Annotated in this window: 7 protein-coding genes; 2 read left to right on the top strand and 5 right to left on the bottom strand. The window is 43.7% G+C overall.

Going from position 1 to position 15,605, the window contains the following annotated elements:
- Positions 1-9 precede the first annotated feature (9 nt).
- The gene (locus BN161_RS06660) at positions 10-3,156 is read right to left on the bottom strand and encodes a SusC/RagA family TonB-linked outer membrane protein (RefSeq protein WP_044264132.1); all 3,147 of its coding nucleotides are present in this window, start codon (positions 3,154-3,156) and stop codon (positions 10-12) included.
- 362 nt (positions 3,157-3,518) lie between these two features.
- On the opposite strand from BN161_RS06660, the gene BN161_RS06655 reads away from it, so the two are divergent.
- Positions 3,519-6,098: a glycosyl hydrolase 115 family protein gene (locus BN161_RS06655; protein WP_081743651.1), complete on the top strand. Its 2,580-nt coding sequence runs from the start codon at positions 3,519-3,521 to the stop codon at positions 6,096-6,098.
- 70 nt (positions 6,099-6,168) lie between these two features.
- Here the strand turns inward: BN161_RS06655 and BN161_RS06650 are convergent, their stop codons facing one another.
- The 4 genes from BN161_RS06650 to BN161_RS06635 form a co-directional block, all read right to left on the bottom strand.
- Positions 6,169-10,296, bottom strand: coding sequence for a hybrid sensor histidine kinase/response regulator transcription factor (locus BN161_RS06650; RefSeq protein ID WP_044264131.1), 4,128 nt, complete (start codon positions 10,294-10,296; stop codon positions 6,169-6,171).
- 218 nt (positions 10,297-10,514) lie between these two features.
- Positions 10,515-11,072 carry an NADH peroxidase gene (locus tag BN161_RS06645; protein WP_007215010.1) on the bottom strand — a complete coding sequence of 186 codons (558 nt, stop codon included), beginning with the start codon at positions 11,070-11,072 and terminating at the stop codon, positions 10,515-10,517.
- 50 nt (positions 11,073-11,122) lie between these two features.
- On the bottom strand, positions 11,123-11,533 hold the full coding sequence (locus BN161_RS06640; RefSeq protein ID WP_007215009.1) for a Fur family transcriptional regulator: 411 nt from the start codon (positions 11,531-11,533) through the stop codon (positions 11,123-11,125).
- Between the two features lie 106 nt (positions 11,534-11,639).
- Positions 11,640-13,532: a sensor histidine kinase gene (locus BN161_RS06635; RefSeq protein ID WP_044264130.1), complete on the bottom strand. Its 1,893-nt coding sequence runs from the start codon at positions 13,530-13,532 to the stop codon at positions 11,640-11,642.
- Between the two features lie 137 nt (positions 13,533-13,669).
- Between BN161_RS06635 and BN161_RS06630 the strand changes: the two genes are divergently transcribed.
- Entirely contained in the window at positions 13,670-15,598 is a 1,929-nt protein-coding gene (locus tag BN161_RS06630) for an NAD(+) synthase (RefSeq protein WP_044264204.1), read from the top strand.
- Positions 15,599-15,605 lie beyond the last annotated feature (7 nt).

The raw sequence follows: 15,605 nt of genomic DNA, 5'->3' as shown, positions 1-15,605 counted from the left end.
TCTTCGTTATTATAAGGTTATGTCGATACCAAAATTGAAGCGGCGTACCGTAGGGTAGGCACCGTCCGAAGAGCCTGTACCGTAGTTGGCTTCACGGTCATCCGGCATGTCGGTCCACATGTAGAGATTATCGCCGTTCAAGTAGAGACGGCAGGAATTGATGCCCATTTTCTTCAGCCAATTGTTCTTGAATGTATAGGATAATTCAACATTCTTCAGACGAAGGTAAGCACCATCATACCAGTAACGTGTTCCGGTAGCAGCTGCGTCTACAGTAGTTCCCCAGCGTGGAGTGGGTAGGGTGGCATTACCTCCCGGTGTCCAGTATGGACCTTCTGCATAAGCTACGTGGGCTGTAGAACGGAATGTCGGGAAATTGACTTCACGGGTTACATTGGTTACGCCATAGAATTGGGCAAAGCAACTGAACCCTTTCCACTCAAAACCGAGAGAGGCATTATAGGTGTTCTGCGGTGTACTGGCATACTGATAAGGAGCACGGTCGTCGTTGTCAACTATGCCGTCACCGTTGAAGTCTATAATATTGTAGTCGCCCGGTAACTTCATGTCATTTCCGGTTGTCCAATTACTACTACCTATCACATCGTCCCAGGTAGCCAGATTCCCATGGTCGATATATGAATATACTTGGTTAATTGTATGTCCGGCTCCCTTCTGATAAGCAGGTAGCAAAGGAGCGTCATCTCTGAACTTGATTTCATTGATGGCGTGAGTCATACTGGTGTTAAGCCAGGCACGTAGACCATTGTTGAATACATGATTTAAACGTAATTCCAATTCATAACCGTGGCTGTTGACTTTACCTAAATTGGTTCGGGGAGCCGTTGTACCAAAATAAGACGGAATGGCACGGCTGTCACCGCTAATTATAATGTCCGTACGGGTATCGTTGAATACATCTACTGAACCTGCTATCAGTCCATTAAAGAAAGCGTAGTCTAAACCAATATTACGTTTCTCTACAGTTTCCCAAGAGACATTCGGGTTACCCAGAGAAGAGATTTTCCAGTGAGTATAAGGAGAGTTGTCCGGATTGATGCTACCCATGACAGTGTTACCACCATAACTCAACTGATCTTTGTATAAGAAACGACCTGCTGTAAATCTCTGCCACGGAGCGACCACGGCATCATCACCTACTCGTCCCCAAGAAGCGCGAAGCTTTAACATATCGACGAACTTCAGTTTTTTCATGAAACTCTCTTCACTGATCATCCAACCCAGTGAGAGGGAGGGGAAGAAGGCGAAACGATAATCAGGACCGAACTTTTCGGAACCGTTATAAGCACCATTCGCCTCGAAGAAATAGCGCATGGCGTAGTTATAGGTAAAACGGAATACCCAGTCTTCCCGATAGATGGGGAACACACTTCCCTGTGCCTCTTTTAATCGGCTGAAAAGGCCAAGACCGGTCACTTCATGCTTGCCGAAGGTACGGGCATAGTCAAACTGCATGGAGTAGTATAGTTTGCGATAAGTGGCTCCAATATTTGCACTACCGGATTGTTGTAACCAATAGATCGGATTAGTGACTTTGTCGAGTCCTGTTCCTGTATCAGGGTCATATTTATAGGAGATATTGCCTGTATCCGGATCCACCCAGATGCGTTGTGCATCGTTGTACTGGTCACTGAGGCCGCGTTTGTTCTCCGCAAAAGTGTAGTCCATAGAGAAATTCGCCTTGAATCTCAGTCCTTTGGTCAGCATAGCCAGGTCCTGCTCCAAAATGAAGTCAGTAGTCATTTTGGTGGTGGTGCGTTTCTCTTTACCGCCTACAGCCAGGAAATAGGCTGAGTTGGGTACATCGGCATCACGCGGCGCATACCATCCCCACATACCATTGGAGTAGATGGGACGCATGGCGTCGGGAGCGGATTTATAAGCTGAGTTCCAGAAACCGGTGTCATTGTCGCTCATATCCCAAGGCAGCTGACGTTGTGCATTCGAACCAAACAGGTTGGTAGAGAATTTGGTCGTTTTTGTCAAATGGAAGTCCAGATTACTGCGTACGTTGATGCGGTTATAGCCAAAGCCGGAGTTGTAACCACGTCCGTTTTCAAAGCTCTTGAACAAGTCACCTTCGTTTACGAAATCTACAGCTGCGAAGTAATTTACAACTTTAGTACCACCTGATACGTTGACGCTGGTATTATAGGACATAGCGACTTTCTTGAAAAGCTCATCCTCCCAATCCACATTAGGATAGCGGTCCCACTCTTCGGCATTGGCCGGATGACGATACTTATCGATGATGGCCGCCGGTGTGTAGTTTGCCCATCCGGCAGGATTGAGACAAGCTTCGCGCTCAATGGAGTTATTCATCAAGTAGAATGTGTCATAAGCATCATACTTTTCAGGGAGTTTTGATACTACTTTAGCTGTCATATTGGCCTTGATCTGTACGTTGGCTTTTCCTTCCTTACCGCGTTTGGTAGTGATAAGGATTACTCCGTTGGCACCTTTCACACCATAAACAGCAGTAGCGGATGCATCTTTCAATACAGAAATGTTCTCCACCGAGGAGATGTCTACTGAACTCATTTCACGTTCGATGCCGTCTACCAGTACCAGGGGTTCGCTATTATTCCACGAGCTCTGTGTGCGGATAATAATCTTCGGGTCTTCGGCACCGGGCATACCGGTAGAACTGGAAGTAATGACTCCCGGAAGGTTACCCGTTAAGGCAGCTCCTAAATTGCTTACTCCAGACCGCTCCAGCGTTTTTCCGGAAGTCTGTGTAATGGCTCCTACCACCGACGCTTTCTTTTGCTGTCCGTAACCTACTACAACAACTTCGTCCAGTAGCTGTGTATCATCTTTCAGAACTACTTTGATTGTCCCTTTTGAAGAAGCCTTCACTTCCTGCGGCTCCATACCTACAAACGAAACGACAAGAACTGACTTTTCATTGGGCACGGTCAATACAAAATTACCGTCTATATCTGAGATCGTACCTATTGAATTATTTCCTTTTACAACTACCGAGGCTCCAATTATAGTCTCGCCATTGTCGTCCACGACTGTTCCTTTCACTGTTATTCCTTGTTGTGCCGAAGCTGTCAGGCAGCTAAAAAGCATCAAAAGGAACAAGTAAGGAATCCTTTGAATTTTCTTTTTTACATTTTTCATTACCATTAGTTTAAGATAGTTAATAACTATGTTTTCTCTGATGTCATAAAGTTAGGATTAACTGTTGTCATACATGCTTTCCATAATTCTTTTAGTTTTAAGATTAATAAATAATGATAAAGAACCTTTTTGTTCCCGAAGCAAAAGTAGGAAGTATAATAATAGTAATAAATATGTTGCTATTGCAGAAAGATTAACTGATGTTGCATTCTATATTAGAGGTGTATCATAGACTTTAATTGATGTAACACAGCCTTATTCTTTTAGCTCGTAATATGCTCGAAAGTATCTGTAACAGTGATCTTTGGCAGGCTTCTGGAAGCCGTGTACCTTTGTTTCATAGTATTATTAATCTAATTTATTTCTACATGATGAGAATATCATTAAAAACACGGATTGTCTGCCTGCAACTTTGTCTCACTCTGGCTTCGACACTGCAAGCGGCGGATAAGTTTGTCTCTTTCATTCGGGAAGAAGGTACGTTGGAGCTTGTAACATCTCAACAAAGGAGTTTCAGTATTTTATGTGCTGATGAGGAACATAAAGGAGTATTAACGGCTGTACATAATTTGCAGGAGGATTTTTATAAAGTGGCCGATATACGTCCTGCATTAGTGACCGATGCAAAACGGAAGGGAAGTACGGATGGGCAAAATGTACGTATTCTTATTGGTTCTTTTGACGAGTCTCCATTCATAAAGCAATTGGTGAAATCGAAGAAACTGGATACCCGCGAGTTGAAAGGCAAGAATGAGAAGTTTATAATCACCACAGTAAAGGATCCGGTGGAAGGAATACCGGGTGAAGTGTTGTTAATTGCTGGTAGCGATAAGCGTGGAACTATCTATGGAGTTTATGAGTTATCTCGTCAGATAGGGGTATCTCCCTGGTATTGGTGGGCGGATGTTCCGGCGGAACGGCATGAGGAACTCTATATTAAGAAAGGTGTATATACCGACGGAGAACCGGCAGTGAAGTATCGCGGTATTTTTATTAATGATGAATGGCCTTGCATGGGAGGTTGGACCACGGAACGTTATGGTGGCTTCAATAGTAAAATGTACGTGCATGTGTATGAATTACTGCTTCGCCTGAAAGCCAACTTCCTATGGCCTGCTATGTGGAGTGCTGCTTTCTATGCGGATGATCCCATGAACAGTCCATTGGCTGATGAGATGGGTATCATAATCGGTACTTCCCACCATGAGCCTATGGCGCGTAACCATCAGGAGTATGCTCGCAATCGTAAAGTGTATGGAGCCTGGAACTATCAGACAAACAAAGATGGTATCGACCGCTTTTTCCGTGAAGGTATAGAGCGTATGCGGGGTAAAGAAGAAGTGGTGACCATTGCGATGCGTGGTGACGGTGATGCGCCGATGGGACCTGATACAGATACAAAACTGTTGGAAAATATAGTGAAAGAACAGCGTCGTATCATAGCCGAGGTTACGGGAAAATCTGCTTCTAAGACTCCGCAATTATGGGCGCTTTATAGTGAGGTACTGGAATATTACGATCAAGGTATGCAGATACCGGATGATGTAATGATTCTGTTATGTGATGACAATTGGGGAGATGTTCGCCGTCTGCCCGAACCGGGTGTTAAACGTCATCCCGGTGGTTATGGCATGTACTATCATGTGGATTTGCATGGTGCTCCGCGTGCTTATCAGTGGTTGAATATGACTCAAATCCAGCATATGTGGGAACAGCTTTATCTGACATATGCTTATGGTGTGGATAAGATGTGGATATTGAATGTAGGTGATTTGAAACCGAATGAGTTTCCTACGGATTTCTTCTTGAAAATGGCATGGAATCCTGATGCTTTTAATGCGGGTAATCTGATGGATTATACAAGAGAATTTTGCCGCCAGCAATTTGGTAATGAGTATGCTGGCGAAGCTGCACGAATTTTAAATCTTTATTGTAAGTATTGCGCTCGTGTGACGGCAGAGATGTTGGATCACAAAACCTATAATTTGCAAAGTGGTGAATTTAAAGCTGTGGCCGATGAGTTTCTGGCATTGGAAGCACATGCTGTCCGTCAGTTTGCTTTGCTGCCGGAGAATAGGCGCGATGCTTATAAGGAGCTGATATTATTCCCTGTGCAGGCTATGGCCAATCTTTATGAAATGTACTGTGCTACCGCCATGAATCGGCAGTTGGCTGCTGAAAATGATGTGCGTGCCAATGCCTGGGCGGATCGTGTGGAGTATTGCTTCCGGAGAGATGCGGAGCTATGCGCCGATTATAATAATAATATTGCCGGTGGCAAATGGAAACACATGATGGATCAGACCCATATAGGCTATACTTCATGGGATGAACCGAAAGGAGGAAATATAATGCCGAAAGTAACCCGTGTGGATGCTTCCCGGAACGGAAATATGGCAATGGGTGGTTATGAATATGAAGAGAGCAGTAGGGTAGTGGTAATGGAAGCGGAGCGTTTTGCTACATCCGTGCAGGAACCCGGTACACAATGGACTGTTATACCGGACTTGGGACGTACACTCTCCGGACTTTCTTTGATGCCATATACCAAGCCGGTATCCGGTGCTTCGTTGACCTATCAAATGCGATTAAAGTCTGACTTGTCCGGTGTGCGTGTACGCCTGATATTGGATAGTACCTTGCCTTTTATTAAGGGAGGGCATAGTTATGCCATTCGTTTAGATGACGGTGAAGAACAAATCGTGAATTACAATTCAGACCTGACTTGGGCCAACTGTTATTCAAAAATGTATCCTGCAGGAGCGGCACGGGTGATAGAGTCAAAAGTAACTTTTCCTGATGTCACTCTGGAGGCCGGGGTACATACTCTGACTATTCGCCCTCTCAGTCCGGCGATAGTATTGCATAAGATCATAGTAGATTGCGGAGGCGATATGCCCGGTAGGCTTAACCTAACGGAAAGCCCTCGGACAAGAACTTTAAAATAGCTATGTAAAAGATGTCATCTTTTTTATCAAAAGTTGGCATCTCTTGTTGTATAAGTTGGCATCTTTCATATCAAAAGATGCCATCTTTCGTTTTATCCTGCCCTATATGGCGTTCCATATACTCTGATGGTGATATGCCATACATTTCGCGGAATGCTGTGGCGAAGTAAGTGGGATGCGTAAAACCGGTTAATGTGGCTACTTCTGTTATGCTATGCCGCTTGTCGGCCAACAGGGTGGCTGCCTGCTTCAGACGCAAGTTACGAATGAGTTGTTGTGTAGTCTGATTCGTGAGTTCTTTGAGCTTGCGATGCAGATGTACACGGCTGATACCTACTTCCGTACTGATCATTTCGACAGTTAATGCCGGATTGCCTAAATTCTCATTGATAACGCGCATGACACGTTCCATAAGCCGGTCATCGGGAGATTTTACTTCTGGGATTGAGATTTGTTCCTCCTGATTCTGACGGCCACTGAAAGCATTACGCAATTGTTCCCGGCGGCGGATGAGGTTTAAGACAGTTTTTCTCAGCAACTCAATGCTGAATGGTTTCATCAGATAAGCATCGGCACCGGTATCCAACCCTTCCAGATTGTCCTCCTCACTGGTACGGGCGGTAAGCAGGATGATGGGTAGATAGTTGATGTTCACATTCTGTCGTATCTTGCGGCAGAGTGTCAATCCGTCCATTTCTGGCATCATCACATCGCTGATTATCAGATCGGGCGTATGGGATAATATCAATGCTAATGCTTCTTTTCCGTTACTGCATTCGGTCATGTAAAAGTCATTGCTCAGTTCGCGGCAAATGTAGTGGCGAATCTCTTCATCGTCTTCTACCACAAGTACATGGCGACGACTGCGGGCACGGACTTTACCGCTGGCTTCTTCATCGTCATCATAAGGTAGTGGGGAAGCTATGATAGCTGGTTCTGCCGCCGGGATATTTATTATGGTGTTGGCGGTTGTTGCTTCTTCTATTTCTTCCTTTTTCAAATGCCCGTTTCCTAGCGGTAGCCGTATGATAAACCGGGAGCCCGGTTTGCCTTCGCCATTGTCCTCTACGTGAATATTTCCGTAATGCAGCTCCACTAAAGAGCGTGTAAGATGAAGCCCGATACCTGTTCCTATATTTGAGTTGTTCTGACTGTTGTGTATCTGGTAGAATCGCTCGAATATATGTTCCCGTTCAGTGGAAGCAATGCCGATACCACTGTCCGCAACTGTAAGCTCAACATATCGGCGCAGAGGTGCATTTTGGGGAAGGTGGGTATCCTCACCTGTGCTGAGGCTGATTTCCACTTGTCCGTTTTCAGGCGTGAACTTACAAGCATTCGACAGCAGGTTCAGTATGATCTTATCAAAGTTCTTAGGATCTATCCACATTTCTATTTCAGGAGCGGAGGTGTGGAATTTTAAGTCGAGTTTCTTTACCCTTGTCTGTTGTTCGAAGGTTTCTAACAGGTCACGGGTGAAACTAACTATTTCAGCCTTTTTAAACATGAGGGACATTTGACCTTTGTCTATTTTTCGGATATCCATTAATTGATTTACCAATTGCAGGATGCGCTCGGCATTCCGTTGTATAGTACTGTAGAGCTTTCTGCATTCTGCATCCTTATCTTTTGCCATCAGTTGTTGCAAGGGACTGATGATAAGCGACATCGGAGTTCGTATTTCGTGAGAAATATTAATGAAGAACTGTAACTTTGCTTCGTTAATTTGCTCGGCATGGATGTGTTGCAACATCTTTTGATGCATACGGTAACGATGATGCACCTGCATCACAATGAATCCGATGATTGATAATATCAATAGGACGTATATTAATTTAGCCCAACCCGATGCCCACCATGCCGGATCTATCTGGATGATGATTTCTTTCTCTTCCGAGTAGGCTGTATAGTCTTTGGCTTTCATCCTGAAGTGATAAGTACCCGGTGCCAAATCACTGAAAGAAACTCTGTTGACACCCGGTGCTAATGCCACCCAGGTTGCTCCATTCATGGAATAAAGATAGGTGATCCGTTCCGGATTATAGAACTCCATAGCTGAGAATTCGATGCTGAACGAGTTGTCTCTATGACATAAACGGAACCGGCTGGCTTCCTGTACCGCTGTTTCTATAACTTTATGGTTACCGGAACGTGTGCCTTTCTTAACAGCTTTGTTATGGATGTAGAAGTCGGCAATTCTGACCTCGGGCTTTTTGACTTCTGTAGTGATTTCTGCTGGTCGGAAAAAGGTGATACCATTGATACCTCCAAAGATGAGATATCCATCTTTATCTGTACAGGCTGCATTTTTGCTAAATTCATTTCCTTGTAACCCATTTCCTGCATAGTAGTTGATAAAGGTACCTGTTTCCGGGTCCATGTTTGTGATACCGTAATTGGTGCTTATCCATAATCCATGTTGTTTATTGCCTTGAATGGCACAAATGGTATTATTAGGCAATCCATCGTGTGTAGTATAAGTTTTAGAGCTTCCACTTTTCCCGTCTATATGAATAAGCCCTTTGGTGGTACCTGCCCAGATGTCGCCTTGTTCATCCTCAAAGAGGGTCAGTATGATACTGCCACTGAATATTCTGTTTTTCCCATAGGTTGAGGCGAAGTTCATTGTGGGTACGTCCAGACATCCTAAGCCATCGTAGGTGCCGATATATAACTTATTGTTGCGGGTGTACAGCAATGAGGCTACCCAACGGTTGTGGAGTACATTGTAATTCTCCTGATATTCTTTTCCACTTTCAAAAGTATCGCATCTGTTGACTTTTCCGGTTTTTAGATCGATGTAAAACACGCCTCCGCCCATAACGGCCACCCACAATCGTTCACCGTTCTTGTCTGATGTCAGATACGATATATTTTTCACTTCATTTTGATGATGGTCCTGTAATTTATAGTATTGGCACAGGCCGGTCTTGGGATCCATCTCTGCCAGCCCTTCCAAAGGCGAAGCCAGCCACAATCTGCCGTCTGCTGTCTGGTGGATGTGGTTGATTGTGGACGGTACGGAATTGGAAGTCTCTTTGTGCTCAAAGTGCAGGGAAGGTTTATTCTTTCCTTTTATACCATATATACCGTCATTCGCTGTTCCGAGCCATAAGGTTCCTTCATTGTCTTTACATACTGCTTTTATACTGTTAGAACCTATCTTATTGGTGGTCGCGGACTTGTAGCCCATGTACTTGAATTGGTTTGTTGTAGCCGGAAGAAGCATTACCCCTTTGCCATTGATACCCAGCCATAAGTTGCCTGCCCTGTCCTTTGTGATGGCGTGTACATCGGCTTTGCTGAAATCGAAAGTACTGAAACTGAACTCGCTTTCCTTTATTTTCTGTGTGTGTATATCATATACTTTAATGCCGTAACCTATGGTTCCGATATAGATTTTTCCTTGTCCGGCAGCATATATCGTATTGATGGGCAGGTCGGGAAGTATCGGGCAGGAGATAGGGGTAAAAGTATCTTTCTGCCGGTCGTAGATAAATATTCCTTTGTTTAAGTTACTGGCATAGATATTCCCTTTCTCATCCAGGCAAATGGAGGTGATTATATTCCAGGCATTCTCTTTTCCGATGAAATAGTGATAGATTTGACCTGATCCGTCAATACGGTATACTCCCTTGCCTTCTGTAGAAACCCACAGGTTTTCGTTTTGGTCTTCGAATAGGTAGGTGATGAAAAAACTGGGAACCGGTAGTTGCGCCTCTTTGACAAGAGGTTCTGTTTCTCCTAATATCAATGAATAAACGCCGTGGCCGGAAGTGCCTATTAATAATTCTCCATCCTTACGCTCCAGGATCGTACTGATATGTGCGCTCATGTTTATTCCTGTTTCGTACAGGATGGGTATTTCTTTAAAGAGATCTGTTGCCGGATCGTATAGTTGTAATCCACGTTGTGTACCTATCAGGAAGTTCCCTTTGTTGTCTTCGAAGAGTATCTGTACATTGTTATCCACTAATGAACTGTCATTCCCTTCTTTATGTTTGTACACACTGAACTTTGCGCCGTCGTAGCGATTAAGTCCGTCTTCGGTGGCTATCCAGATAACTCCGTCTTTGGCTTGATAAATCTGATTGATATTGCTGTTTGATAATTCACGGTCTACCGTAAATAGTTTCTCTGATTGACTGTATCCGTAGGTTGCAAAGAAAAGGAATAAGATGGATAATAGTGTTTTCATGATTACGTTGGGGTTAGCAGTTGTGATACAAAAGTAATTGAAAACAGATATTCTCGCAAACATAATATGGAGGAAAACCCCCTTTATAAAAGGGGAATGTAACGTATAGCAAATGATGTGTTACATTTCGTGGGATAACTTGAGAGGGGATGAATAGTATTATAGAAAAAGAGGTTACCAGAATGGCAACCTCTTTCCCCTAAAAATACTAAAAAGGATTATTTCTTGAAGTAACGGTTGTACAGACCTTCAAAGCCTTTACCGTGACGAGCTTCGTCTTTTGCCATTTCATGAACAGTGTCATGAATAGCATCCAGATTCAGAGCTTTTGCACGAGTGGCAATACGTTTCTTGTCTTCGCAAGCGCCTGACTCAGCGTTCATTCTCTTTTCGAGGTTAGTTTTGGTATCCCATACACAGTCACCCAACAGTTCAGCAAACTTAGAAGCATGTTCTGCTTCTTCCCAAGCATAACGCTTGAAAGCTTCAGCTACTTCGGGATAACCTTCACGGTCAGCCTGACGGCTCATAGCCAAATACATACCTACTTCTGTACATTCACCCATGAAGTGGTTGTTCAGGTCTTTAATCATTTCATCATCACAACCTTTAGCTACACCGATCACGTGTTCGTCAGCAAAAGACAGAGGACCGTCTTCTGTGGTTTCTACAACTTCTACGAACTTGCTGGCAGGAGCTTTACACAACGGGCATTTCTCAGGAGCGGCATCACCTTCATATACGTAACCGCATACAGTACATCTAAATTTTTTCATTTTCTTTTTGATTTAATTGAATTAGTTATTCGTTCGTTTTATAAAAAACGTTAGTCTTCTTTACATTGTTTACAGATTCCTTTGTAATAATAATGGATTTCCTGCACTTCGTGTCCATCCATATCCGTATCTACCACTTTTTTTATTGCATCGTCACAGGGTAAGTCATAGATTCTTCCGCAACGTTTGCACAAGAAATGTGAATGTGGAGTGGTGTCGGCATCATAGCATGTGTTACGCTCGTCGATGGTAAGCGTTTGTGCGGCTCCTTGTTCGCTCAAAATCTTCAGCGTGTTGTAGACTGTAGTTTTTGAGAGTGTCGGTATAGTAGGAGATAATGCCGTATAAATCTCATCTACCGTCGGATGTGTGCGGTGCTCCATAAGATATTTCATGATAGCAATACGCTGTACCGAGGGTTTAATGTTATGTCCTTGCAATCGTTCTACTACTACTTCCATATTCGTTTAATTCAAACTTGTAATAATTACATTTTTATTTCGCTTGCAAAGATAAAGACTTATTCGATTTTACCAAAAGATTTCCATTCTTTTTTCCTCCTTTTCGTTAAACAGTGTGAATTGGCTGGTAAGGTATTTCTATCCAGAACTCGGAACCTTTACCTATTTCGGAAGAAACTCCGATGGTGGCATGCATCTTTTCGGCAATCATTTGGCAAATGGATAAGCCAAGGCCGGTACCTTGTTTGAAGTTATCCAGCTTTACAAAACGTTGGAAAATGGCTTTCTGCTTTTCGGGAGAAATTCCGCAACCGGTGTCCCGCACATAGAATCGCATGTTTCCGTCTTTGGGTGGATAGTAGCCGACAGTGATACTTCCCTCTGTGGTGTACTTAATGGCATTGGAGAGATAATTGCCAAGTACTTGACTCAGACGATTCGTTTCTGTATAGATGTAGCATTTCTTCATGCCGAACTCTGCAATACATTCCACATTTGCAGGCATTCTAAAATGGAAAGCATCTTCAAGTTTACGGATACAGCCGTTGATGTCTACTTCGGTATAACAGAAGTCCAGCAAACCGGCTTCTATCCTGGACAGGTCGAGTATATCGTTAATGAGTTGTAGCAACAGGCAGTTGTTGTCTTCAATAATCCGGATATATTCATGGCTTTCAGGAGTATTAGCCGTTTCGGCAAGGATACTGGAAAAGCCCACGATAGCATTGAGCGGAGTGCGTATCTCATGACTCATATTAGCAAGAAAAGCAGATTTGAGACGGTCGGATTCTTCGGCACGTTCCTTTGCAAGAATCAGCTCCTTTTTATGCTTTTGGGAATGAATATAATAGAAGATATATAGGCTGAAGAATAAAGCGATAAATAGGATTGTCATCCAGATATAAGTCTTATACTGCTGATAGAAAGTAGGAGGCTGGAAGAAGTAAATAGCGTCTTTCGGGTATAAATTTTCTGATATCTTGCACCATTTTAGGTCGGCAAAGTTCAGATAGGTATGTGCAACTCCGCCATTCTGGTAAGGAATGGAAGAAGCAGTTTCTCCCGATAGGATGCGGCTGATTGTGGACATTACCGTATCCGTGAAGTCGCGGATAGAGATATAATGTCCGCCAGCATAGAGATTTTCTTGCAGGTTTAAGTCAGCTAATGTAAATACGGGAACTTCCAGGAAACTGGGAAGTATCTTTTTGAGATGGTCCGACAGATAGTAATTCTTGTTATTTCCATATTGCCGGAGCCATGCGTAATAGATGACGCCGGTGGTTTTCCTGTAACTGGTAAGTGTATCCAGTAATTCTTCTGTACTTATTTGCTCTGAAGATAGAAGTTCCAGTTTCAGATCAGGAAAATCTTTTTGCATCACCGTACTCACGGCTTGGCGGGTAACTGTGCTGATATAGCGGTTGTCGGAAATAAAAGCAATCCTGTTGACTTCCGGCTGAAGCTGTCTGATGAGTGTCAGAGTTTCCTTGATGTAATAGGGTTGTTTCAGTACGGTGATATTATAGTTTTTGTTAAATTCTTCGATAGGGATACTGTTTGCTTCTGTCAAAGGAGTTTTTGCTAATAATGTTTGCAGAGTAGAGGGAACCCGTCCGCGTGAATAGCAAAGTATGACAGGGATATTTTTCCAGGGGCCGTCGAAAATGGACGCACTGACCAACCATCCCGGATCTCCTACGATTATGACAACTTTAGGTGGTGTAGGAAATGTTTGCAGAAGATTATCTTGGGCTTGTTTGATTTCTTCTTCATTGGTAAGCACCGGGACTGCCAGAAAGTATTCACGTAATTCGATATTTCCTTCATAAGGGAAGCGTTTTTGAAGTTCGTTCCGGAAACCGTGAATCCATGCTTCTTCTGCATTGACGGAACTGAGGAATAATATATACTCTTTTTCTTTAGCGGAAACTGACAGGCACCCGATTAGAAGTATCAGGGAAAGTAACCATTTATGGACTGTACTAGGAGCTCTCATGAGTTTTGTATGGCGTGCTTTAAAAATGTTGCTAAAAGTACAAATAATCTTGGATATCTGAGGTGAATGAAGTGATTATTTTGTGTTTATGGATAAATAACCGTATTTTTGCCGCCATATTTTTAAATGACATCCTTATGAATTACGGATATGTAAAGGTAGCGGCGGCTGTGCCCCGTGTGAAGGTAGCGGACTGTAAGTTCAATGCCAGGGAAATTGAAAAGGAAATAATCATAGCCGAGGGGAAAGGTGTGCAGATCATTGCTTTTCCGGAGTTGTGTGTGACGGGATATACATGCGGTGATTTATTTGCCCAGCAATTATTGCTTGAAGAAGCGGAAATGGGATTGATACAGATTGTAAGTAATACAAGGCAGTTGGATATCATAGCCATACTTGGCATGCCGATAGCGATGAACGGAGTATTGCTGAATGCCGCAGTCGTAATTCAAAAAGGAAAGGTGTTGGGAGTAGTGCCCAAGACTTACCTCCCCAACTACAAGGAATTTTATGAGAAACGCTGGTTTACATCTGCTGTAGATGTGAGCGAAAGGAGCGTACGCCTTTGTGGACAGGTGGTTCCAATGGGAACTGACTTATTGTTCGAAACTGCGGATACGACGTTCGGCATTGAAATTTGTGAGGATTTATGGGCACCTATTCCGCCCAGTTCTTCACTGGCATTGCAAGGTGCGGAAATTCTGTTTAATCTGTCGGCGGATAATGAAGGGATTGGTAAGCACAACTATTTGTGTTCTTTGATCAGCCAGCAGTCGGCTCGTTGCATTGCCGGTTATGTTTTCTGTTCGTGTGGGTTCGGTGAGTCTACTACGGATGTGGTGTTTGCAGGGAACGGACTGATTTTCGAAAATGGCAGCCTAATAGCTCGCAGCAAGCGTTTCTCTTTCGAGGGACAGATGATTATCAGTGAAATAGATGTGGAACATTTGCGCACGGAACGTCGTGTTAATACAACTTTTTCCGCTTGTCGGGCGCATTGCGCGCCGGGAGAGGCGGTACGTGTTTCTACAGAATATGTAAATAGTAAAGAACTGAACCTGACGCGTAGTTTTGACCCTCATCCTTTTGTGCCGCAAGGAGTTGAGTTGAACGAGCGTTGCGAGGAAATATTCTCCATACAAGTTTCCGGTTTGGCTCAGCGTCTGGTACACACTGCTGCCAAGAGTGCGGTAGTCGGCATTTCCGGTGGGTTGGATTCTACATTGGCATTACTGGTGTGTGTCAAAACCTTCGATAAATTGGGATGGTCTCGTAAAGATATTATCGGTGTAACAATGCCGGGGTTTGGAACAACAGACCGCACGCATACGAATGCCGTAGATCTGATGAATTCTTTGGGAATCACTGTTCGTGAAGTCAGCATCAAGGAAGCCTGTATTCAGCATTTCAAAGATATAGACCATGATATCGATGTGCATGATGTAGTTTATGAAAATGCTCAGGCGCGCGAGCGTACGCAGATATTGATGGATATTGCCAACCAGACTTGCGGAATGGTAATTGGTACGGGCGATCTTTCGGAACTGGCATTGGGCTGGGCTACTTATAATGGAGATCATATGTCCATGTATGGTGTGAATGGAAGTGTGCCTAAGACTTTGGTTAAATATCTGGTGAAATGGGTAGCCGAGAATGATATGGACGAAGCTTCACGCATGACGTTGCTGGATATTGTGGATACTCCGATTAGTCCTGAATTGATTCCGGCAGATGAAAACGGCAATATCAAACAGATAACGGAAGATCTGGTAGGTCCTTATGAGCTGCATGATTTCTTCCTGTATTATTTCCTTCGTTGTGGTTTCCGTCCTTCCAAGATATTCTTCCTTGCAGCGCGTACATTTAAGGACGTGTATGATGAAGAGACAATCAAGAAATGGTTGCAGACATTCTTCCGTCGCTTTTTCAATCAACAATTTAAGCGCTCTTGTCTGCCGGACGGACCTAAAGTAGGTAGTATTTCTATCAGTCCGCGCGGGGATTGGCGTATGCCAAGCGATGCATCATCAGAGATGTGGCTTCGGGAAGTAGAGAGCCTTGCTTGATGCAATT

The organism is Bacteroides timonensis (assembly GCF_000513195.1).
GTDB classification, from domain to species: domain Bacteria; phylum Bacteroidota; class Bacteroidia; order Bacteroidales; family Bacteroidaceae; genus Bacteroides; species Bacteroides timonensis.
This window is presented reverse-complemented; position numbering and strand designations above follow the sequence as displayed.

What these genes read in the sequence shown, in the direction of transcription:
- BN161_RS06660 (WP_044264132.1), bottom strand. Translation starts at nt 3,156, where the DNA reads ATGGTAATGAAAAATGTAAAAAAGAAAATTCAAAGGATTCCTTACTTG.
- BN161_RS06655 (WP_081743651.1), top strand. Translation starts at nt 3,519, where the DNA reads ATGATGAGAATATCATTAAAAACACGGATTGTCTGCCTGCAACTTTGT.
- BN161_RS06650 (WP_044264131.1), bottom strand. Translation starts at nt 10,296, where the DNA reads ATGAAAACACTATTATCCATCTTATTCCTTTTCTTTGCAACCTACGGA.
- BN161_RS06645 (WP_007215010.1), bottom strand. Translation starts at nt 11,072, where the DNA reads ATGAAAAAATTTAGATGTACTGTATGCGGTTACGTATATGAAGGTGAT.
- BN161_RS06640 (WP_007215009.1), bottom strand. Translation starts at nt 11,533, where the DNA reads ATGGAAGTAGTAGTAGAACGATTGCAAGGACATAACATTAAACCCTCG.
- BN161_RS06635 (WP_044264130.1), bottom strand. Translation starts at nt 13,532, where the DNA reads ATGAGAGCTCCTAGTACAGTCCATAAATGGTTACTTTCCCTGATACTT.
- BN161_RS06630 (WP_044264204.1), top strand. Translation starts at nt 13,670, where the DNA reads ATGAATTACGGATATGTAAAGGTAGCGGCGGCTGTGCCCCGTGTGAAG.